Source organism: Bacteroidota bacterium (genome assembly GCA_013696965.1).
Taxonomy (GTDB): Bacteria; Bacteroidota; Bacteroidia; order JACCXN01; family JACCXN01; genus JACCXN01.
The window spans coordinates 1-19746 of sequence record JACCXN010000030.1 but is presented as its reverse complement, the minus strand read 5'-3'; the positions used below and the strand labels follow the sequence as shown (position 1 = coordinate 19746).

Genomic DNA, 19746 nt, shown 5'->3' with positions numbered 1-19746 from the left:
ATGTCACCAAAGGATGCTATGTTTTCTTTCGCAAAATCTGCCGGGCTTATGCCTCAGGAAGAAATGCTTGAAGTTTCAAAAAGAAAAAGTTCATTGTATATAGGTATTCCAAAGGAAACCTCATTCCAGGAAAACCGTGTCCCTCTTGTTCCCGATGCCATTGCGCTACTTATTAACAATGGCCATGATATAGTTGTGGAAACCAATGCAGGTAAAGCAGCCAATTTCCACGATAAGGATTATAGTGATGCAGGGGCTAAAATTGCCTACAGCACAGATGAGGTTTACAAAGCAGACATGATTTTGAAAGTGGAACCACCTTCACTTGAAGAAATTGAAATGATGCAGCACAAGCAAACTTTAATTTCAGCCTTGCAACTTACAATCCAACCCGAAAATTTTGTAAAAAAATTGATGGATAAAAAGGTAACTGCAATTGCTTATGATTTCATAAAAGATGAAGAAGGAATTTTTCCTATTGTTCGTTCCATGAGCGAAATTGCAGGAAACACCTCCATTCTCATTGCTGCCGAATATTTAAGCAACGTAAATAATGGGCAAGGATCAATGCTGGGAGGCATTTCTGGTGTTTCTCCAACAGAAGTTGTAATTCTGGGTGCCGGTACAGTGGGTGAGTATGCTGCGCGAGCAGCCCTTGGCCTTGGAGCATCAGTAAAGGTATTTGACAATTCGATATTTAAATTAAGAAGATTACAAAATAATTTAGGTTTAAGGATTTTTACCTCAGTTCTTCAGCCTAAAGTATTAATGAAATCAATGAAAACAGCCGATGTGGTCATTGGTTCTATTAGAGCTGCTGAAGGAAGAACTCCTTTAGTTGTTTCTGAAGAAATGGTAGGCGAAATGAAATTTGGATCTGTTATTATTGATGTTAGTATTGATCAGGGAGGATGTTTTGAAACATCAAGGGTTACCAACCATACTAATCCGGTTTTTAGAAAATATGGAGTAATTCATTATTGCGTGCCTAATATTGCATCAAGAGTTTCACGTACAGCCTCTTATGCGCTTAGTAATGTTTTTGCTCCAATTCTTTTGAATATTGGAGAGGAGGGAGGAGTGAACAATGTTTTAAGGCGCGACAAGGGTGTTAGACACGGGGTTTATATTTACAATGGAATATTAACCAACAAATATCTTGGAGAAACTTTCAACCTACCGTATAAAGACATTGATTTAATGATGGCTGCTTATTGATTCTTGCAACTAAGAAATTGTTTTCATTTGTCATTAGCTTGCCTTAATTTTTAAACCACAACTTATTTTGGATTTAATCAATCGTTTTTTTAAATTTTTTATCGGATTTTTAATTGGGAGTGTCCTTGTTTATTTTCTTTTGATAAAAGATAGGGATCGCAATTTAAAAGGTTGGCTTCCAGCAGAAAGGGTGGTTCAGGAAATTCAAGATCATGAATTAATAATTAGCAAGGACGCAGCGTGTCAATTAAAATGTCTTGATATTTCTCACAATGATTTATTGGCTTTAGTTAAAAATGCGAAGGTTGATTTTGGCCAAAGCAAGGTAAGAATAAAGCCTTGTCCATCCTATGTTTTAGAATCAGGTTTAAACAAGAAAAGTGCAATTTTAGAAATCCAAAAATGTGAAAAGTCAGCAACACTTATTAATATTAAAGTTGTAGGGCAAAAATGTGAATGTTCCTGATTTTTTAAGCTTTTTTCCAAACATTTTGGTTTAACCTTCCACCAGCACACCGTTAATTGCTTCATTTAGAACACCTTCTTTAAGAGAATAGGCAGATAAGCGCATATTGGAAATCTGATTCTTTTTTAACATGAAACTTGTAAAAACCGATGCAATTACTATCATGTCAACACGCATGGGTATTAGCCCTTTTGTTTTATATCTCTCCTCTCGGGTTGATCTGATTAACTGTTCATGGATAATATGATAATCTCCAATGTTAAAGGTGTATTCTGTTATATTTTCTACGATTGAGGGCTCATAAAATTTGTGGGCAATGATTTCAGCAAAAGTATCAAAAGAGCCACTTGATCCTATTAGAGTTTTTGCCTGGTGAAACTCAATTGCTGCAAATAGCTCCTCAAGCTCTTCATTAAAATAATCTTCTATTTTTTTTATTTCCTCTACTTTAATTGGATTTGAAGGTTGAAAAGCTTCAAGTATCCTGGCTGCTCCTACATCAAAACTTTTTTTCCAGAAAATCTGGTAGGCGTTGCATATTATAAATTCAGTGCTTCCCCCTCCAATATCCATTATAACAGAAGTTTCATCCGTTAAATTTACCCCAAGCTTAACACCATAATAAATTAACTCTGCTTCCTTTTCTCCCGAAATTACATTAATATCAAGATTAAATTCTGTTTTTATCCGATCTGTAAAATCTTTTCCATTAATAGCTCCTCTTACAGCTGATGTGGCATAAGCATAAACTTTATCAACATTGTAAGTGGAGATTATCTGTAAATAAGATCCAATTGTAATTACTCCTCGGTTAATTGCCTCAGGTGTAATTATACGTTTGGTTATGCCTCCCTTGCCTAGTTGTACAGCGGCTTTTGTATTATAAAGGATTCGATAATGATTTAAATTATTTACCTCCCCTATAAGCAGGTTAAATGTATTGGTTCCTAAGTCTATTACAGCAATTTTCATAAGCTTATATTATAACTTCCCGGGAATGAATGCCAAATACCTTGCCAATTGGGTAATACTCCTTTAGACTACTGTTTGTTATGAGTAATTTATTTAAGAACGAGTTTAGGATAATATGCCTATTAAAATCAAATTGGGAAAAACATTCCCAATTTGATTTTAACGCTCCTCTTTATCAGCACTTACCATTTTAACCCTTGTAGGTAATCCATTTCCAAAGTTCCTTGTAGCTTGTTTTTTTGCCATACATTAATATACCAATCCTGTAAATCTTTGCAGCAATCCAGGTGGTTGCAAGAAATCCTAATATTAATAGAACCATGGATAGAAGTAATTGCCATGAAAGGGCCTCAAAAGGGACTATTGCCACCCTTACCATCATTACTACAGGAGAGGTAAAGGGAATAATAGAAAACCAAACAGCAGCAGGGCCCTCAGGATTTTGTAAGGAAAGTTGGGCTACGATAAATCCAAAAATTAATGGTATGGTTACTGGCATCATAAACTGCTGTGTATCCGATTCACTGTCAACAGCAGCGCCTATGGCAGCAAACATTGCACTATATAATAAATACCCACCCAAAAAGAAAAACAGGAACATCCCAAGCATATAAGGAAAGTTAATCCTCTCAATAAGGGCCAAAACTTCATTGGAATCTAATTGCGCTTTTGGTTGATTTTGATTATCTTTTAATAATTGGCTTGTCATTTGAGCTGGATGAACCATATTTTCCGCCCCTTGATGATCTTTTAATAGAAAAGCCTGGGCCACAGAAACAATGGATGCGGTTAAAATAACCCAAAGCAGAAACTGAGTAAGACCAACAAAGGCAACTCCTATTATTTTTCCTAACATTAATTGAAAGGGCTTAACAGAAGAAATAATTACCTCAATAATCCTGCTTGTTTTTTCCTCTATTACTCCTCGCATTACCTGAACACCATATAAAAAGATAAACATATAGATCATAATGGCGAAAATTAGCCCAATAAAACCGGATTCCTGACTGCTGTGTTCTTCCTTACCAATTTCCTTAAAACTTATATTACTTAAATGAATATGTGTTTTTATTTTCCCGTAAGCCTCTTTGTCAATTTTACTTCCTATAAGTTTAAGATCCTCTATTTTTCCCTCTACTTTACTTTCAATATACTTTTGTGCTATAAACCCAGGTTGTTTCTTAAAAAACAATATGGCAGAATTGCTGTGTAATATATTTTCTGGCAAATATAAAATGGCTGAATAATCAGATTTATGAAAAGTGGATTTAACACTATCTAAATCCAGGATTGTATGTTCAAAGCTAACGTTGGAAGAACTTGCCAGAGAACTGAATAGTTGCAATTCATCTACTATTAGTACTTTTTGTTTTTCATCCTGCGACAGACTAAGCCAAACAGCGCCCATAAACATAGCAGCCATTAGCAGAGGGCCAACAATTGTCATTATAATAAATGATTTCTTTTTAACCCTGCTAAAATATTCCCGCTTGATAATTAGTGCCGTCTTTCCCATTAATTTTTTTCTTTTATTCTGTAAATGAATTTGCTTTTTCAGTATTTGATAAGGGAACTCCTATTTTGTTTTGCACCTTAGAAATAAAAATATCATTCATGTTAGGGATTAATTCATGTACAGAATGAATCTGCACTACAGGTAAAACCGCATGTATTAAGTCATTTAGTTTACGCCCTCCCAAAAGTTTCACCTTCGCCTTATGCATTTCTCCCTCTGTTTTTACATCCGTTAATTCAAATCCTGTCCATAAAGCATTGGTAAAGCCTAATAGGTTGCCTGAAAACTCTATTTCATATGTATTGGATTTGAAAGCATTTCGAATGTCTTTCACGGAACCGTCAAGTATTTTTTTTGAATGATGAATTAAGGCAATATAATCACATAATTCTTCAACTGATCCCATATTATGGGTGGAAAAGATAACCGTAGTTCCTTGTTCTTTTAATTCGTTTATTTCATCCCTTATTAAATTAGCATTAATGGGATCAAACCCACTAAATGGCTCATCAAGTATCAGTAATTTGGGTTCATGCAATACAGTCACTATAAATTGAACTTTCTGGGCCATTCCCTTCGACAATTCCTCAACCTTTTTATTCCACCAAGGGGTAATCTCGAATTTTTTGAACCAGTATTTTAACTTTTTTGTAGCCTCGCTTTTGCTAAGGCCCTTTAATTGCGCCAGGTATAATACCTGTTCGCCAACCTCCATTTTTTTATACAAACCCCTTTCTTCTGGCAAATAACCTATTTGTGCAATATGATGGGGCTTGAGTTTTTCCCCGTCAAAATAAATCTCGCCACTATCAGGAGCAGTTATTTGATTAATAATTCGAATTAAGGAAGTTTTACCTGCCCCATTGGGCCCAAGTAGGCCAAATATACTTTGTTTAGGAATTTGCAGGCTCACATTATCCAAAGCGGTGTGTCCAGCATATTTTTTAACAATATTATCTGCTCGTAGAATTTCCATAAAGGATTAGCTGAAAAAGAAGTTTTTAAACCTTTTGTGGTTTAATATAAAAATTAAATTAATGCCTGAAACCAGGCAACCAAATTCAAACGATTATTTTAATCAAAATATTCTCTCATTCGGCTAAAAAGGCTTTTTTCCCTTTTGTCTGGTTGTGGTTTAAAGTTTTCAGCAGTTCTTAATTGCTCAAGTATTTTCTGCTCTTCTTTACTTAGGGTTTTGGGTACCCATATATTAATGTTTACTATTAAATCTCCTCTGCCATAACTATTTACCCCAGGCAATCCTTTTGCTTTAAGCCTTAGCATTTTGCCTGCTTGTGTTCCAGGATCTATTTTAACCTTGGCTTTTCCTTCTACTGTTGGTATTTCAACACTAGTTCCCAAGGCTGCATCAGCAAATCCTATATAAAGATCATAAAATAAATTGTTGCCATCTCTTTTCAGATTTTCATCCTCAATTTCTTCAATTGCAATTATTAAATCTCCTGGAATTCCACCGCGTTTGGCGGCATTTCCTTTTCCACTCATTGACAATTGCATTCCTTCACCAACTCCGGCAGGAATATTGATTTTTATTACTTCTTCACCCCTTACCACTCCTTCTCCATGACAGGAATTGCATTTTTCAGCAATAATCCTGCCTTCTCCCTCACAAGTTGGGCAGGTTGCAGAAGTCTGCATTTGTCCAAGAATTGTATTCGTAATCCGGGTAACATGCCCTGAGCCTCCGCATGTTGAACAGGTAGAATAGGAAGAAGAGTTTTTTGCCCCGGTTCCGCTACAAGTATTACAGGCAATAAGTTTGTTTACTTTCACCTTTTTTTCTACACCGTTAACAATTTCCTCAAGTGTTAACTTTACTTTTATTCGGATGTTTGAACCCCTGTTCACCCTTCTGCCGCCTCCTCTTGAACTTTGACTAAATCCTCCACCTCCACCAAACCCACCAAAGATATCACCAAACTGACTGAATATATCCTCCATATTCATTCCTCCATAACCTGCGCCACCGCCACTACTTCCTCCAACTCCGGCATGGCCAAAACGATCATATTTACTTTTTTTCTCAGCATGACTTAATACTTCATATGCTTGAGCTGCCTCTTTAAATTTTTCTTCTGCCCCCTTATCGTCCGGGTTCTTATCCGGATGGAATTTTAAGGCAAGTTTACGGTATGCTTTTTTTATTTCATCTGCTGATGCGTCTTTTGAAACACCCAACACTTCATAGTAATCTCTTTTTGACATTGTATCTTCTTACTTTTTAATTTAATTTCCAACTACAACCTTAGCATAACGTATAACTTTACCATTTAGTAAGTAGCCCTTTTCAACTTCATCTACTACTTTTTCTACCATATCTTTAGAAGGTGCTGGAATATTAGTAATAGCTTCATGAAGTTCTGCATCAAAAGGTTCTCCTATGGTTTTCATTGGCTCTAATCCCTTGCGTGTAAGAGAATGTAAAAGTTTATTGTAAATTAATATTATCCCTTCTTTAATTGATTCAATGTCTGAGGCCTGGTCCATGGATTTAATCGCTCTTTCAAAATCATCAACTACAGGAAGCAGAGTTGAAATAATCTCAATTCCAGCTGTATTTATTACTTCTATTCTCTCTTTACTTGTTCGTTTTCTGTAATTATCAAATTCTGAATATAGCCTAAGGAATTTATCGTTTTGTTCAACAAGCTTTTCTTCTAATTCTTTTATTTTCGCTTGTGGATCGTTTACATTACCATTCCCCTCATTTTCTTCTGTATTCGTATTGCTTTCTTGTTCTGTATGAGAATCAGTTTGATTCAAGTCATCTTCTTTTGATGTTTTTTCGTGCGATTTCATAAATAATGTTAATTTTTAATAAAAATTCGGATTGTTCTAAATTCCAAAAACTTTGCCAATACACCTTTTGCGTCAAATTGTCATAAGAACGTAGTCGTTTCAATTAAAAAAAAGAAACAGGCAAGGAGTACTTGTCTGTTTCTTTTTAAATCAATGAAAATAGATGCTATTCTTTCAGGTGTTTTTCCAATTCAACTATTAAATTTGCTCCTCTTAAATTCTTGGCTAAAACAATACCTTTTTCATCTATCAAATAATTCGTTGGAATAGATATTATGCCATATTTGGTAGCTGCTTCAGAATTCCACCCTCCTAAATCACTAACGTGATAAGGCCAGGATAAATTATCTTTTTCAATTGCGTTCACCCAGGCATTTTTTTGAGTATCCAGTGAAACATTGTAAATTTTAAATCCCTTGGCATTTTTAAATTTTGAATCTTTGAATTTTTCATAAGCCATTACCACACTTGGGTTTTCCTTCCTACATGGTCCACACCAGGATGCCCAGAAGTCAATTAATACTAAATTACCTTTTAAGGATGATAAGGAAATTTCCTTTCCCTCAGGATTTTTATAATTCAATTCAGGTGCCTTGTCTCCGATTTTTAAAGCGTTTTGAGTTGAGGGTTTGTAAACAAAACTGTAGGCCAAAATCGAAATGGCAGTGATCGCAAAATATAAATTAATATTTTTCATATAATTTAAATTAGTGGGTTTGTTCTATTAATGTTCAAATAAAAGTATTCTAATTGCTAATTTTTTTTTTCACTATGGAATTCTTACAATATCAGCCCCAAGAGCTTGCAATCTTTTATCAATGTTTTCATAACCCCTGTCAATTTGCTCAATATTATGGATAGTGCTTTTTCCCTCTGCGGATAAAGCCGCTATTAGAAGAGAAACACCAGCCCTTATATCAGGAGATGTCATTGATATTCCTTTTAATTTATTTTGTTTATTTAAGCCTATTACAGTTGCCCTGTGAGGATCACACAAAATGATTTGCGCACCCATGTCAATTAATTTATCAACAAAAAACAAACGGCTCTCAAACATCTTTTGATGAATCAATACGCTTCCCCTTGCTTGTGTTGCCACAACAAGAACAATACTTAATAAATCAGGTGTAAAACCTGGCCATGGAGCATCTGCTATTGTCATAATTGAACCATCAATAAAAGTTTCAATCTCATAATTGCTTTGTGCAGGTATGAAAATATCATCACCCCTTCTTTCAAGTTTTATGCCAAGTTTTTTAAATACATCCGGAATTACTCCTAAATTATCAAAAGATACATCCTTTATAGTAATTTCCGATCCTGTCATTGCAGCTAGTCCTATAAAGCTACCTATTTCTATCATGTCCGGAAGAATTCTGTGAGAACATCCCTTTAATGATTCAACTCCATTTATGCTTAATAAGTTTGAGCCAACACCTGAAATATCCGCGCCCATGCTATTTAGCATTTTGCACAATTGCTGAAGATAAGGCTCACATGCGGCATTGTAAATTGTTGTGGTACCTTGTGCTAAAACTGCTGCCATAACTATATTTGCGGTGCCGGTTACCGAGGCCTCGTCTAATAACATATAACAGCCTTTTAAATTTTTGGCCTCCACCTTATAGAAACTCTCTTTGGGGTCGTAAATAAATTTCGCACCAAGTTTTTCAAATCCGATGAAATGAGTGTCAAGCCTTCTTCTTCCTATTTTATCTCCTCCCGGGCGAGGAATATAACCTATTCCGAACCGGGCAAGTAAAGGACCAATAATCATTATCGAACCTCTTAAAGAAGATCCTTTCTTTTTAAAAAGATCTGAATTAAGGTAGTTAATATCAATATTGTCTGCCTGGAAAGTATATTTGTTAGGACCGTTCTTTTGAACTTTTACTCCAAGATCCTTTAATAGGTCAATTAACTTATTTACATCAACAATGTCAGGTATATTGTCAATTTCTATTTTTTCAGGTGTTAATAAAACTGCACAAAGAATTTGTAATGCTTCGTTTTTTGCTCCCTGGGGAGTTAGCTCACCCTTTAAAGGTTTTCCACCCCTGATTTCAAATGCTCCCATTACGGTTTATTGGGTTTTTATTAATATTTTTTCTTTTTGTGTTGCATTCCTGGCTTCATCGACTTTTTCTTCTTTTTAAGGATCCCAACATTTGAACTTGGACGGGTAGCAATATCGGAAACAGCAGCAAGTCGAATATTCCCTTGCTTTAATTTCCCCTGAGATAATCTCTCAAGATGTTTGAAAATTACTTCATCATTCACTGAATCCTGGTTAAAGGTTACATAAAATCGCTTCATAAGATTTGCAATTGCTTCAGTAAAAGCAGACTTTTCAGGTCCTTCCTCCATTGCAATCGCTTTTTGAATTAGCAATTCTACATTTTTTCCGTAATGCATAAACTTTATATCCTTTGAAGGGTATGAAATTTTTTCCGGCTTTTTATTTAGAATTTCTCGTGCTGGCTTTGGATATGGAGAATCAACATCCAATTTAAAATCAGAAATTACAAAAAGATGATCCCATAATTTATGGGTAAAATCTGTTACATCTCTTAAATGTGGATTTAACTGACCCATTACAGTTATTATGGATTTGGCTATGGTATTTCTTAACTCTCTGTCCTCAACAGAAATAGCATAATCTATCATTTTTTGAATATTTCGACCGTATTCTGAAATATTCAAATGAGGTCTTTCGGTATTGTATTCTAAATGGGGAATATCTGGTAACATAAATATATATAAAATGTAAATTTAAATTTTTAAGGTAATAAAATTATTTGCCAAAATTAACAAAATGGCCGAAGTACCCAAAACTCAATTGGTTTTAATTAAGAATTTTAAGTCTGGCGAATTTTAAAAGTAAATCTTTTTGCCCGGCAGTATCGAAATAAACTGTGGCCTTTTGATTTGGAAAAGACCCTTCGATGTTCAAAACTTTCCCAGTGCCAAATCTTTGATGCTCTACTTCCATTCCCTCCTTTAGGTTTGAAGTATCGTCAGCTATAAAATCGCTATTGCTTTTAGAATCACTTACCTTTACTAACGTTTTCCCTGAAAAATTATTAGGTTTAGGAGCTGGTTTTTCTAACTGACTGCTTCTGTTAAAAATTCTTCCAGGCCTTTCTGAAGCACCTTTATCTCCTAAATAGGCCCTTGCCGCAGGCATTTCAATTAAAGCAGGATCAATTTCCTCAATAAACCTGCTTGGCTCACAATTAATCAAATTTCCCCAACGATACCTTGTTATAGAATAGGTAATAAATGCTTTTTTACATGCTCTTGTCAATGCAACATAAAACAACCTGCGTTCTTCTTCAAGATTTTCTCTTGAATTTAATGAAAGTTGAGATGGAAAAAGGTTTTCCTCCAATCCTACTACATATACATAGGGGAATTCAAGACCTTTGGCTGCATGAATGGTCATTAAGGAAACTTTTGGCTGGTTTTTATCTGCTTCATCTTCGTCAGAATCTGTAAGCAATGCTATGTCCTGAATAAATTCATCGAGGGTTCGGGTTTTATCCTGGTTTTGAACTTCTGAGAAATCCTTTAATCCATTTAATAATTCTTGAATATTTTCATGCCTGCTTACTCCTTCGGGTGTCCTGTCTGTGAAAAGGTCTTTTAAAATCCCAGATGATACGGCAATGCGATAACCTAATTCGTATGCCGTTTCAGTTTGTATTCCACTGGTGAAACTTTTGATCATCGTTACAAACTCTTCAATTTTGCCTGTAATACCACCATTAATACCAATTTTTAACTCGCTTATATTTTCAAGTATGAACCAAAGTCCCCTATCATAATCATTGGAGGCAGCAATAATTTTATCCTCGGTTGATTGCCCAATACCTCGTATAGGATAATTAAGAATTCTTTTTAGAGCTTCCTCATCGTTATTATTCACTGCCAATCTGAAATAGGCCAGCAGGTCTTTTATTTCCTTACGCTTATAAAATGATAATCCCCCATAGATTCTGTAGGATATATTTAATTTTCGCAGGGCCTCTTCCATTGCTCTTGATTGAGCATTTGTCCTGTATAATATAGCAAAATCACTTTCTTTGCATTGTTCATTCATTCGTAGTTCAAAAATAGACCGGGCTACTTGCAAGCCCTCTTCATTGTCGGTAAGCGCTTTGAATATTTCTATTTTATCTCCGGATTCATTTTGGGTCCAAACCTCTTTTTTTAATTGGTCTTTGTTTTTAGCAATAATACTGTTTGCTGCATTTACTATGTTTTGCGTTGAACGATAGTTTTGTTCCAGTTTAAATGTTTTAAGATCAGGATAATCTTTTTTGAAATTCAGAATATTTTGAATATTTGCTCCTCTGAAGGAATAAATACTTTGAGCATCATCACCTACAACACAAATGTTTTCATTTAACGCAGCGAGTTTCTTTACAATCAAATATTGAGAATAATTAGTATCCTGGTACTCGTCAACAAGTATGTACTTGAATTTGTGCTGGTATTTATGTAATACTTCAGGAAAATCGCGAAGAAGCACATTCATTTGATACAATAGGTCATCAAAATCCATGGCCCCAGCCTTAAAACACCGTTTGTGATAATTACCATAAATCTCTCCAATCTTTGGCCGGCCTGATTGTCTGTCTTCACTTTGTATATCAGTATTTGTAAGGTAGGATGCAGGAGAAATCAAATTGTTTTTGGCAGAGGAAATTCGACCTAAAACCATATTAGGTTTGTAAATCTTGTCATCCAGGTTCATTTCCTTTATTATAGTTTTAATTAGGCTTTTGGAATCATCCGTATCATAAATAGTGAAATTTGTTGGATAACCAAGTTTTTCTGCCTCTATTCGTAATATTTTGGCAAATACTGAGTGAAAAGTGCCCATCCAAAGGTTTTTTGCCTCGCTTCCACCTAAAATACGAGCAATCCTTTCTTTCATTTCCTTTGCAGCCTTGTTTGTAAAGGTCAGCGACAAAATATTGAAAGCATCTACGCCTTGTTCTAGTAAATGAGCAATTCTATATGTAAGTACTTTTGTTTTTCCAGAACCAGCTCCAGCAATTACCATTAGTGGCCCTTTTATACAGGTTACAGCCTGTAACTGTACTTCATTAAGTTCTTCTAAATAATTCATTTTTCAAAATTACTCTAAAATTTCCGGCCAAAAAGAGTTTGTTAATGTTTTTTTATCCTAGCCCGTTAATTCTAATTATGTAAGAAATTATATTTTTATTTTCGATGTCCTAATTTAAGTGCTCCGGCTCTTATCAAAGATAAACGAATTTTTAATGAAAATAGTAGATCAAATTCCAGTTTTATGGAAAAAGATCCATTAATAATATTTATATAATTTAAGTGTTTTTAATTTTTTTATTAAACGATAAAATAAACTGAATTTAACACAATTTTATTCATTAGTTTTCGCTTTTAAAAACAAATAATTAGGATGAAATTGTCCTTGGTTTTGAATTATTTCTTCTAACACGCTCATTATTAATCCTAAAATATTAAAATATTTTTCACAGGTATATTGTTAATATTAAATTTAATTGTACCTTTGCCCTCCTCAAAAAACAGTGCGAAGTGGAATAATAAAGAAATAATGTCGTTCATAAAGAACATTTTTTAATAAAAAAAAACAGTAAAAATTAACAAAAGATATGCCTACAATACAACAATTGGTGCGTAAAGGCCGTGTAAAGCTAGAAAACAAAAGCAAATCTGCTGCACTGAATTCCTGTCCTCAAAAAAGGGGAGTATGCGTTAAAGTATATACAACAACCCCAAAAAAGCCGAATTCTGCCTTGAGGAAAGTTGCGAAAGTAAGAATCACTAATGGAGCAGAGGTAATTGCTTATATTCCCGGAGAAGGGCATAATTTGCAAGAGCACTCTATTGTTTTGATTAGAGGTGGTAGGGTAAAGGATTTGCCTGGTGTTAGATACCATATTGTAAGAGGCGCTTTAGATACTTCAGGAGTTGATGGAAGAAATCAAAGAAGATCAAAATACGGAACCAAAAAGCCTAAGGCTGGTGCTGTTCCAGTAAAAGCTAAAGGTAAGAAATAATAATATTTAATTTTTAAAGTTCATCAAGAGCTAGTATACAAAATGAGAAAATTAAAATCCAAAAAAAGACCAGTCGCTCCAGATCCTAGATTTAATGATGAACTGGTAACAAAGTTTATTAACAATCTAATGTATGATGGGAAAAAGAATCTTGCTTATGAGATTTTTTATAATGCATTGGAAGTTGTTGAAGAAAGAACTAAGGAAAACAGTTTAGAGCTTTGGAAAAAAGCCATAACAAATGTTACTCCTCAAGTTGAAGTAAGAAGCCGTAGAGTGGGCGGGGCTACTTTTCAAATTCCACAGGAAGTTAGAACAGAAAGAAAACTCTCTCTAGCAATGAAATGGATGATTATGTACACCCGTAGAAGAAATGAAAAAACCATGGCTCTAAAGCTTGCAGGCGAAATTATGGCTGCAGCTAAAGAAGAAGGCGCTACTTTCAAAAAGAAAGAAGATACTCATAGAATGGCTGAAGCAAACAAAGCATACTCGCATTTTAGATTTTAGTAGTTAAGTCAGATAGTTTTTAAAATATATAATGAGCATAGATTTAAAATATACAAGAAATATAGGCATTATGGCCCATATTGATGCCGGTAAAACCACAACTACCGAGCGTATTCTTTATTATACAGGCCTTAGCCACAAAATTGGCGAGGTGCATGATGGTGCTGCTACAATGGACTGGATGGTTCAGGAGCAAGAAAGAGGTATAACAATTACTTCCGCTGCCACAACTACTCATTGGACTTACAATGGTATGCAGTATAAAATGAATATTATTGATACTCCTGGTCACGTTGATTTTACTGTTGAAGTTGAACGTTCTTTACGTGTACTTGATGGTGCTGTTGCTCTTTTTTGCGCAGTTGGTGGTGTTGAGCCTCAATCTGAGACCGTTTGGAGACAAGCAAATAAATATAAAGTGCCTCGTTTAGGATTCGTTAATAAAATGGATCGTGCCGGTGCAGATTTCTTTAGTGTTATTGCACAGGTTAAAGAAAAATTAGGAGCAAGACCTGTTCCTCTTCAAATCCCAATTGGTAATGAAGAAAAATTCTCTGGTGTTGTGGATCTTATTTCCAACAGAGCCATTGAATGGGATGACGCTACGCAAGGAATGACTTTTACAGAAATTCCAATGCCTGCCGACCTTGTTGCTTCTGCTGCAGAATGGAGAGAGAAATTAGTTGAAGCAGTTGCAGAATATGACGATCATTTAATGGAGAAATTCTTTGACAATCCAGATTCTATTACTGAAGCAGAATTAAAAGCTGCTATTAGAAAAGCTACCCTTGATATGTCAATAATTCCTATGATGTGTGGTTCTGCCTTTAAGAATAAAGGTGTTCAAACCATGCTTGATGCGGTAATGGAATTTCTTCCTAGCCCGATGGATGTTGAATCAGTTTCAGGAATTAATCCTAAAACAGACAAGGAAGAAATTAGAAAACCAGATCCAAAAGATCATTTTGCAGCTCTTGCATTTAAAATTGCTACAGATCCTTTTGTTGGTAGGCTTGCTTTCTTTAGAGTTTATTCAGGTGCACTTGATGCAGGATCTTATGTATTAAATACCAGAACTCAAAATAAAGAACGTATTTCAAGAATTTTTCAAATGCATGCCAATAAACAAAATCCAATTCCACGTATTGAAGCTGGAGATATTGGTGCTGCTGTTGGTTTTAAAGATATCCGTACTGGAGATACTTTATGTGATGAAAAGTTCCCTATCGTTCTTGAGTCCATGACTTTCCCTGAACCAGTTATTGGTCTTGCAATTGAGCCTAAAACACAGGCTGATATTGACAAGTTAGGTATGGCGCTTTCAAAACTTGCTGAAGAAGATCCTACTTTTAAAGTTCATACTGACGATGAAACTGGTCAAACAGTTATTAGTGGTATGGGTGAGCTTCATCTTGAAATCATAGTAGACCGTTTAAGAAGAGAATTCAAAGTAGAGTGTAATCAAGGCGCGCCTCAGGTTTCTTACAAAGAAACTATTACAGGAACCGTTACACATCGTGAAGTATATAAGAAACAATCTGGTGGTCGTGGTAAATTTGCTGATATTGTTGTTACAATTGGGCCTGCCGAACCAGAAAAGACTGGCCTTACTTTTATTAATGAAGTAGTTGGTGGTAATATTCCAAGAGAATTTATTCCATCTGTTGAAAAAGGATTCAAATCTGCGATGGTTAATGGAGTTCTTGCCGGATACCAAATGGATAGTTTACAAGTGAAATTATCTGATGGTTCATTCCATGCGGTGGATTCTGATGCCTTATCATTTGAAATTTGTGCAAGACTTGCCTTTAAAGAGGCTTGTAAAAAAGCAAATCCTGTTCTTTTAGAGCCAATAATGAAAGTTGAAGTTGTTACGCCTGATGCTTATATGGGTGATGTGGTTGGTGACCTAAACAAAAGAAGAGGTATGATTGAGGGGATGGATTCAAAAGCAGGCGCGCAAGTTGTAAGAGCTAAAGTTCCACTTTCTGAAATGTTTGGTTATGTTACTTCTTTAAGAACTATTTCTTCTGGAAGAGCATCTTCTACAATGGAGTTTTCACACTATCAGGAAGCGCCTAAAAATGTTGCCGAAGAGGTAATAACCAAAATAAAAGGTAAATCAGTAAAAGCTTAATAATTTAATCGTTCTTTTAAATACTCAAAATGAGCCAAAAAATAAGAATTAAACTAAAATCATACGATTTTAACCTGGTTGATAAATCAGCTGAAAAAATCGTGAAAACTGTTAAATTAACAGGTGCCATAGTAAGCGGACCTATTCCACTTCCTACAAATAAAAGGATATTTACAGTTTTAAGGTCTCCGCACGTTAATAAAAAAGCAAGAGAGCAATTTCAGCTTTGTTCGTATAAAAGATTGCTGGATATTTACAGTTCTACATCCAAAACTGTGGATGCGCTTATGAAACTTGAACTTCCTAGTGGAGTTGAAGTTGAAATCAAAGTTTAGTTTTAAAATGCATCACAGCATGCATCGAAAACAAAATAAATAATGCTTGTAATTATAAATTAGAATTAAATAAAAATGTCTGGAATAATAGGTAAAAAAATTGGAATGACCAGTCTTTTCAGTGCCGCTGGGAAAAGTATCCCATGTACAATTATAGAAGCCGGTCCTTGTGTGGTAACACAAGTAAAAACCTTAGACAGTGATGGATATGCAGCAGTTCAGCTTTCCTATGATGAAAAAAAGGAAAAGAATACTTCTGGTGCAATGAAAGGCCATTTTGCTAAAGCAGGAACAACTCCCAAAAGAAAAGTTTTGGAGTTTAAATACTTTGAAGATGAGAAGACTGTTGGAGATTTAGTAACTGTTGATCTTTTTGCAGAAGGCGAATGGATTGATGTTATTGGTACTTCGAAAGGAAAAGGTTTTCAAGGTGTTGTAAAAAGACACGGATTTAGTGGTGTTGGTATGCAAACTCACGGTCAGCACAACAGACTAAGAGCACCAGGTTCACTTGGAGCTTCTTCATATCCTTCAAGAGTATTTAAAGGAATGAGAATGGCCGGAAGAACAGGGGGAGACAGAGTGAAGATTCAAAATCTTGAAGTATTTAAAGTTATACCTGAAAAGAATCTTTTGATTGTTAAAGGTTCCATACCAGGAGCTAAAGGTTCATACGTAATAGTTGAGAAATAAGATGGAAGTAGCAGTATTAAATAAAAGCGGTAAAGCAACAACAAAAAAAGTTGTTTTAAATGATGCCATATATGGTATCGAACCGAATGACCATGCAATATACCTGGATGTAAAACAATATCTTGCCAATCAAAGACAAGGTACGCATAAGGCAAAACAAAGAAATGAAATTTCCGGTTCTACCAGAAAGCTGCATAAGCAAAAGGGTACCGGTGGAGCAAGAAAAGGAAGTATTAAGAATCCTTTGTTCCGTGGAGGTGGTAGAGTTTTTGGACCACAGCCAAGAGATTATGACTTTAAGTTAAACAAGAAGCTTAAAAGATTGGCTCGTATGTCTGCACTTGCACATAAAATGAAATCTGATAGCCTTTTTGTTCTTGAAGATCTTTCTTTTGATGCTCCTAAGACTAAGAATTTTATCGAAATTTTAAATAATTTAAAACTTTCGGATAAAAAAACACTCTTAGTGCTTTCCGATTCAAATAAAAGTATATATTTGTCCTCCCGAAATTTACAGAGGGCGAAAGTTGTAACTGCTTCGGATTTAAATACTTACGATATATTAAACGCTAGTATTTTAGTTTTGACAGAGGGTTCAATTGAGAAAATTGACAACATTTTAAGTAATTAAGGAGATGGAAATTATTTTAAAGCCGGTAGTTACCGAAAAAATGACAGGTATCACAGACAAATTAAACCGTTATGGTTTTGTTGTTAAATATGATGCAAATAAATTACAAATTAAAGACGCTATTGAAAAGCTATATAGTGTTACTGTTACTGATGTTAATACAATGCGCTATGCAGGTAAAGCAAAAAGCAGAAATACTAAAGCAGGCCTGGTAACAGGAAGAACAAAAGCTTTCAAAAAAGCGGTTGTTTCATTGAAAGATGGTGATACAATAGATTTTTATAGCAATATATAATAATACAAAATGGCTGTTAAAAAATTCAATCCGGTAACCCCCGGTACAAGATTTAAAGTTGCAAGTACTTTTAGCGAGTTAACTACTGATTCGCCTGAGAAATCATTACTTGTTCCTATTAAAAGATCGGGCGGAAGGAACGATAGAGGAAAAATGACTATGCGCTACATTGGTGGTGGTCATAAAAAAATGTACAGGATTATTGATTTTAAAAGAGATAAACAGGGAATCCCTGGTGTTGTAAAATCAATTGAATATGATCCTAACAGGACTGCTAGAATAGCCCTTGTTAATTATGCAGATGGTGAAAAAAGATATATTATTGCACCTACTGGTTTAAAAGCAGGCCAAACTATTGTATCAGGAAAAGGCGCTTCACCTGAAATCGGAAACGCATTGTTTTTAAGTGAAGTTCCATTGGGTACTGTAATTCATAATATTGAATTGCGCCCTGGCCAAGGAGCAAACATTGCAAGAAGTGCTGGTACATATGCCCAGTTATCTGCAAGAGATGGTAAATATGCTGTAATTAAAATGCCTTCTGGCGAAACTAGAATGATTTTGGTTACTTGTATGGCTACTATTGGAACGGTTTCTAATTCTGATCACAGTCTTGAGGTTTCAGGAAAAGCGGGTAGAAGCAGATGGTTAGGAAGACGTCCAAGAACAAGGCCAGTAGCGATGAATCCTGTCGATCACCCAATGGGTGGTGGTGAAGGAAGATCATCAGGTGGTCATCCAAGATCTAGGAATGGTATTAAAGCTAAAGGATTTAAAACCAGGTATCCTAAAAAAATGTCAAATAAATATATTCTTGAAAAAAGAAAGAAATAATAAACTATGGCGCGTTCATTAAAAAAAGGACCTTTTATTGACTATAAACTTGAGAAAAAAATCATGGATATGGTCACTGCAGGAAAGAAAACAGTTATCAAAACATGGTCTCGTAGATCAATGATTTCTCCCGACTTTGTTGGGCAGACAATAGCTGTACACAATGGGAATAAATTTATTCCTGTATATGTAACAGAGAATATGGTTGGCCATAAATTCGGAGAATTTTCTCCAACAAGAACTTTCAGAGGTCACGCTGGAAAAAAAGATAAAGGCAAAAAGTAATAAGTAATCATGGGAACTAGAAAAAAAATAACGGCAGACGCCAGGAAGGAAGCTAGAAAATCAACTTACATCGCTAAGTTGAACGACTGCCCTACATCTCCAAGAAAGATGCGTTTGGTTGCTGATATGGTTAGAGGATTAGATGTTTATAAGGCATTAAGCTTATTACAGTTTACCTCAAAGCAAGCTGCTGTCAGAATTGAAAAATTGATAACCTCTGCAATTGCAAACTTTGAAACTAAATCTGGTCAAAGAGCTGGTGATAGTAACTTATTTGTTAAAGAGATTTTTGTAGACAGTGGTCGCCAACTGAAAAGATTGCGTCCAGCTCCTCAAGGTCGTGGGCACAGAATCAGAAAACGTTCAAATCATGTTACAGTGATTTTAGATAATAAAGAAGTTGTTAACGAAGTAAATAATTCGAATTAATGGGACAAAAGGTACATCCAATAGGATTCAGATTAGGTGTCATCAAAGGATGGGATTCTAATTGGTACGGTGGTAAAAATTATGCTGACAAGCTAGTTGAGGATGAAAAAATAAGAACTTATTTGTATGCTCGTCTTCCAAAGGCAAGTATCTCCAAAATTATCATTGAAAGAACTTTAAAACTTATTACTGTTACCATTAATACGGCTCGTCCGGGAATTATTATTGGAAAAGGCGGACAAGAAGTTGATAAGTTGAAAGAAGAGCTTAAGAAAATCACTAAAAAAGAAGTTCAAATAAATATCTTTGAAATTAAAAGACCAGAGCTTGATGCTAAATTAGTAGCAGATGGTATCGCACGTCAGATAGAAGGAAGGATTTCATTTAGAAGAGCTGCGAAAATGTCTGTAGCTTCTTCAATGAGAATGGGAGCAGAAGGAATTAAGGTTCTTGTTTCTGGTAGATTAGGTGGAGCAGAGATGGCAAGATCAGAAGGTTATAAAGAAGGAAGAACTCCTCTTCATACATTAAGAG

22 protein-coding genes are annotated in these 19746 nt (G+C 35.1%); 13 read left to right on the top strand and 9 right to left on the bottom strand.

Annotation, left to right across the window (positions count from 1 at the left end):
• Both H0V01_04905 and H0V01_04900 read left to right on the top strand, forming a co-directional pair.
• Window positions 1-1218, top strand: a complete 1218-nt coding sequence (locus tag H0V01_04905; protein MBA2582712.1) for an alanine dehydrogenase — start codon at window positions 1-3, stop codon at window positions 1216-1218.
• 139 nt (window positions 1219-1357) lie between these two features.
• On the top strand, window positions 1358-1684 hold the full coding sequence (locus H0V01_04900) for a DUF4258 domain-containing protein (protein MBA2582711.1): 327 nt from the start codon (window positions 1358-1360) through the stop codon (window positions 1682-1684).
• Window positions 1685-1714: 30 nt separating this feature from the next.
• Here the strand turns inward: H0V01_04900 and H0V01_04895 are convergent, their stop codons facing one another.
• The 9 genes from H0V01_04895 to H0V01_04855 form a co-directional block, all read right to left on the bottom strand.
• The gene (locus H0V01_04895) at window positions 1715-2656 is read right to left on the bottom strand and encodes a Ppx/GppA family phosphatase (protein MBA2582710.1); all 942 of its coding nucleotides are present in this window, start codon (window positions 2654-2656) and stop codon (window positions 1715-1717) included.
• A gap of 190 nt (window positions 2657-2846) precedes the next feature.
• Complete coding sequence (locus tag H0V01_04890) at window positions 2847-4172, bottom strand: ABC transporter permease (protein ID MBA2582709.1); 1326 nt, start codon at window positions 4170-4172, stop codon at window positions 2847-2849.
• Between the two features lie 13 nt (window positions 4173-4185).
• Window positions 4186-5148, bottom strand: a complete 963-nt coding sequence (locus H0V01_04885) for an ABC transporter ATP-binding protein (protein MBA2582708.1) — start codon at window positions 5146-5148, stop codon at window positions 4186-4188.
• Between the two features lie 98 nt (window positions 5149-5246).
• Entirely contained in the window at window positions 5247-6398 is a 1152-nt protein-coding gene (gene dnaJ / locus H0V01_04880; protein MBA2582707.1) for a molecular chaperone DnaJ, read from the bottom strand.
• A 21-nt stretch (window positions 6399-6419) separates the two neighbouring features.
• Complete coding sequence (gene grpE / locus H0V01_04875; protein MBA2582706.1) at window positions 6420-6992, bottom strand: nucleotide exchange factor GrpE; 573 nt, start codon at window positions 6990-6992, stop codon at window positions 6420-6422.
• Between the two features lie 166 nt (window positions 6993-7158).
• Window positions 7159-7689 (bottom strand): TlpA family protein disulfide reductase, encoded by a 531-nt coding sequence (locus H0V01_04870; GenBank protein MBA2582705.1) that lies wholly within the window; start codon window positions 7687-7689, stop codon window positions 7159-7161.
• 72 nt (window positions 7690-7761) lie between these two features.
• Entirely contained in the window at window positions 7762-9069 is a 1308-nt protein-coding gene (gene murA, locus H0V01_04865; GenBank protein MBA2582704.1) for a UDP-N-acetylglucosamine 1-carboxyvinyltransferase, read from the bottom strand.
• 20 nt (window positions 9070-9089) lie between these two features.
• A complete protein-coding gene (locus H0V01_04860; protein ID MBA2582703.1) occupies window positions 9090-9743 on the bottom strand; it encodes a DUF4290 domain-containing protein in 654 nt (217 codons plus the stop codon).
• Between the two features lie 94 nt (window positions 9744-9837).
• Complete coding sequence (locus H0V01_04855; GenBank protein ID MBA2582702.1) at window positions 9838-12129, bottom strand: UvrD-helicase domain-containing protein; 2292 nt, start codon at window positions 12127-12129, stop codon at window positions 9838-9840.
• A gap of 526 nt (window positions 12130-12655) precedes the next feature.
• Here H0V01_04855 and H0V01_04850 point away from each other — a divergent pair.
• The 11 genes from H0V01_04850 to rpsC form a co-directional block, all read left to right on the top strand.
• Window positions 12656-13063 carry a 30S ribosomal protein S12 gene (locus H0V01_04850; GenBank protein MBA2582701.1) on the top strand — a complete coding sequence of 136 codons (408 nt, stop codon included), beginning with the start codon at window positions 12656-12658 and terminating at the stop codon, window positions 13061-13063.
• A 42-nt stretch (window positions 13064-13105) separates the two neighbouring features.
• On the top strand, window positions 13106-13573 hold the full coding sequence (gene rpsG, locus H0V01_04845; GenBank protein ID MBA2582700.1) for a 30S ribosomal protein S7: 468 nt from the start codon (window positions 13106-13108) through the stop codon (window positions 13571-13573).
• 31 nt (window positions 13574-13604) lie between these two features.
• A complete protein-coding gene (fusA, locus tag H0V01_04840; protein ID MBA2582699.1) occupies window positions 13605-15710 on the top strand; it encodes an elongation factor G in 2106 nt (701 codons plus the stop codon).
• Window positions 15711-15739: 29 nt separating this feature from the next.
• Window positions 15740-16045 carry a 30S ribosomal protein S10 gene (rpsJ, locus tag H0V01_04835; protein ID MBA2582698.1) on the top strand — a complete coding sequence of 102 codons (306 nt, stop codon included), beginning with the start codon at window positions 15740-15742 and terminating at the stop codon, window positions 16043-16045.
• Window positions 16046-16120: 75 nt separating this feature from the next.
• The gene (gene rplC, locus H0V01_04830) at window positions 16121-16738 is read left to right on the top strand and encodes a 50S ribosomal protein L3 (protein MBA2582697.1); all 618 of its coding nucleotides are present in this window, start codon (window positions 16121-16123) and stop codon (window positions 16736-16738) included.
• Between the two features lies 1 nt (window position 16739).
• Window positions 16740-17369 (top strand): 50S ribosomal protein L4, encoded by a 630-nt coding sequence (gene rplD / locus H0V01_04825; GenBank protein MBA2582696.1) that lies wholly within the window; start codon window positions 16740-16742, stop codon window positions 17367-17369.
• A 4-nt stretch (window positions 17370-17373) separates the two neighbouring features.
• Window positions 17374-17664, top strand: coding sequence for a 50S ribosomal protein L23 (gene rplW / locus H0V01_04820; protein MBA2582695.1), 291 nt, complete (start codon window positions 17374-17376; stop codon window positions 17662-17664).
• A gap of 9 nt (window positions 17665-17673) precedes the next feature.
• Window positions 17674-18498, top strand: a complete 825-nt coding sequence (gene rplB / locus H0V01_04815; protein MBA2582694.1) for a 50S ribosomal protein L2 — start codon at window positions 17674-17676, stop codon at window positions 18496-18498.
• A gap of 6 nt (window positions 18499-18504) precedes the next feature.
• Entirely contained in the window at window positions 18505-18783 is a 279-nt protein-coding gene (gene rpsS / locus H0V01_04810; GenBank protein ID MBA2582693.1) for a 30S ribosomal protein S19, read from the top strand.
• A gap of 9 nt (window positions 18784-18792) precedes the next feature.
• Window positions 18793-19212, top strand: coding sequence for a 50S ribosomal protein L22 (gene rplV, locus H0V01_04805; GenBank protein ID MBA2582692.1), 420 nt, complete (start codon window positions 18793-18795; stop codon window positions 19210-19212).
• On the top strand, window positions 19212-19746 hold a 535-nt coding region (gene rpsC, locus H0V01_04800; GenBank protein ID MBA2582691.1), incomplete at its 3' end, for a 30S ribosomal protein S3. The genes rplV and rpsC, both read left to right, overlap by 1 nt.

What these genes read in the sequence shown, in the direction of transcription:
- H0V01_04890 (MBA2582709.1), bottom strand. Translation starts at nt 4,172, where the DNA reads ATGGGAAAGACGGCACTAATTATCAAGCGGGAATATTTTAGCAGGGTT.
- H0V01_04850 (MBA2582701.1), top strand. Translation starts at nt 12,656, where the DNA reads ATGCCTACAATACAACAATTGGTGCGTAAAGGCCGTGTAAAGCTAGAA.
- dnaJ (MBA2582707.1), bottom strand. Translation starts at nt 6,398, where the DNA reads ATGTCAAAAAGAGATTACTATGAAGTGTTGGGTGTTTCAAAAGACGCA.
- H0V01_04855 (MBA2582702.1), bottom strand. Translation starts at nt 12,129, where the DNA reads ATGAATTATTTAGAAGAACTTAATGAAGTACAGTTACAGGCTGTAACC.
- H0V01_04885 (MBA2582708.1), bottom strand. Translation starts at nt 5,148, where the DNA reads ATGGAAATTCTACGAGCAGATAATATTGTTAAAAAATATGCTGGACAC.
- rpsG (MBA2582700.1), top strand. Translation starts at nt 13,106, where the DNA reads ATGAGAAAATTAAAATCCAAAAAAAGACCAGTCGCTCCAGATCCTAGA.
- rpsJ (MBA2582698.1), top strand. Translation starts at nt 15,740, where the DNA reads ATGAGCCAAAAAATAAGAATTAAACTAAAATCATACGATTTTAACCTG.
- grpE (MBA2582706.1), bottom strand. Translation starts at nt 6,992, where the DNA reads ATGAAATCGCACGAAAAAACATCAAAAGAAGATGACTTGAATCAAACT.
- rpsS (MBA2582693.1), top strand. Translation starts at nt 18,505, where the DNA reads ATGGCGCGTTCATTAAAAAAAGGACCTTTTATTGACTATAAACTTGAG.
- fusA (MBA2582699.1), top strand. Translation starts at nt 13,605, where the DNA reads ATGAGCATAGATTTAAAATATACAAGAAATATAGGCATTATGGCCCAT.
- H0V01_04860 (MBA2582703.1), bottom strand. Translation starts at nt 9,743, where the DNA reads ATGTTACCAGATATTCCCCATTTAGAATACAATACCGAAAGACCTCAT.
- rplB (MBA2582694.1), top strand. Translation starts at nt 17,674, where the DNA reads ATGGCTGTTAAAAAATTCAATCCGGTAACCCCCGGTACAAGATTTAAA.
- H0V01_04870 (MBA2582705.1), bottom strand. Translation starts at nt 7,689, where the DNA reads ATGAAAAATATTAATTTATATTTTGCGATCACTGCCATTTCGATTTTG.
- H0V01_04905 (MBA2582712.1), top strand. Translation starts at nt 1, where the DNA reads ATGTCACCAAAGGATGCTATGTTTTCTTTCGCAAAATCTGCCGGGCTT.
- rplW (MBA2582695.1), top strand. Translation starts at nt 17,374, where the DNA reads ATGGAAATTATTTTAAAGCCGGTAGTTACCGAAAAAATGACAGGTATC.
- murA (MBA2582704.1), bottom strand. Translation starts at nt 9,069, where the DNA reads ATGGGAGCATTTGAAATCAGGGGTGGAAAACCTTTAAAGGGTGAGCTA.
- H0V01_04895 (MBA2582710.1), bottom strand. Translation starts at nt 2,656, where the DNA reads ATGAAAATTGCTGTAATAGACTTAGGAACCAATACATTTAACCTGCTT.
- rplD (MBA2582696.1), top strand. Translation starts at nt 16,740, where the DNA reads ATGGAAGTAGCAGTATTAAATAAAAGCGGTAAAGCAACAACAAAAAAA.
- rplV (MBA2582692.1), top strand. Translation starts at nt 18,793, where the DNA reads ATGGGAACTAGAAAAAAAATAACGGCAGACGCCAGGAAGGAAGCTAGA.
- rplC (MBA2582697.1), top strand. Translation starts at nt 16,121, where the DNA reads ATGTCTGGAATAATAGGTAAAAAAATTGGAATGACCAGTCTTTTCAGT.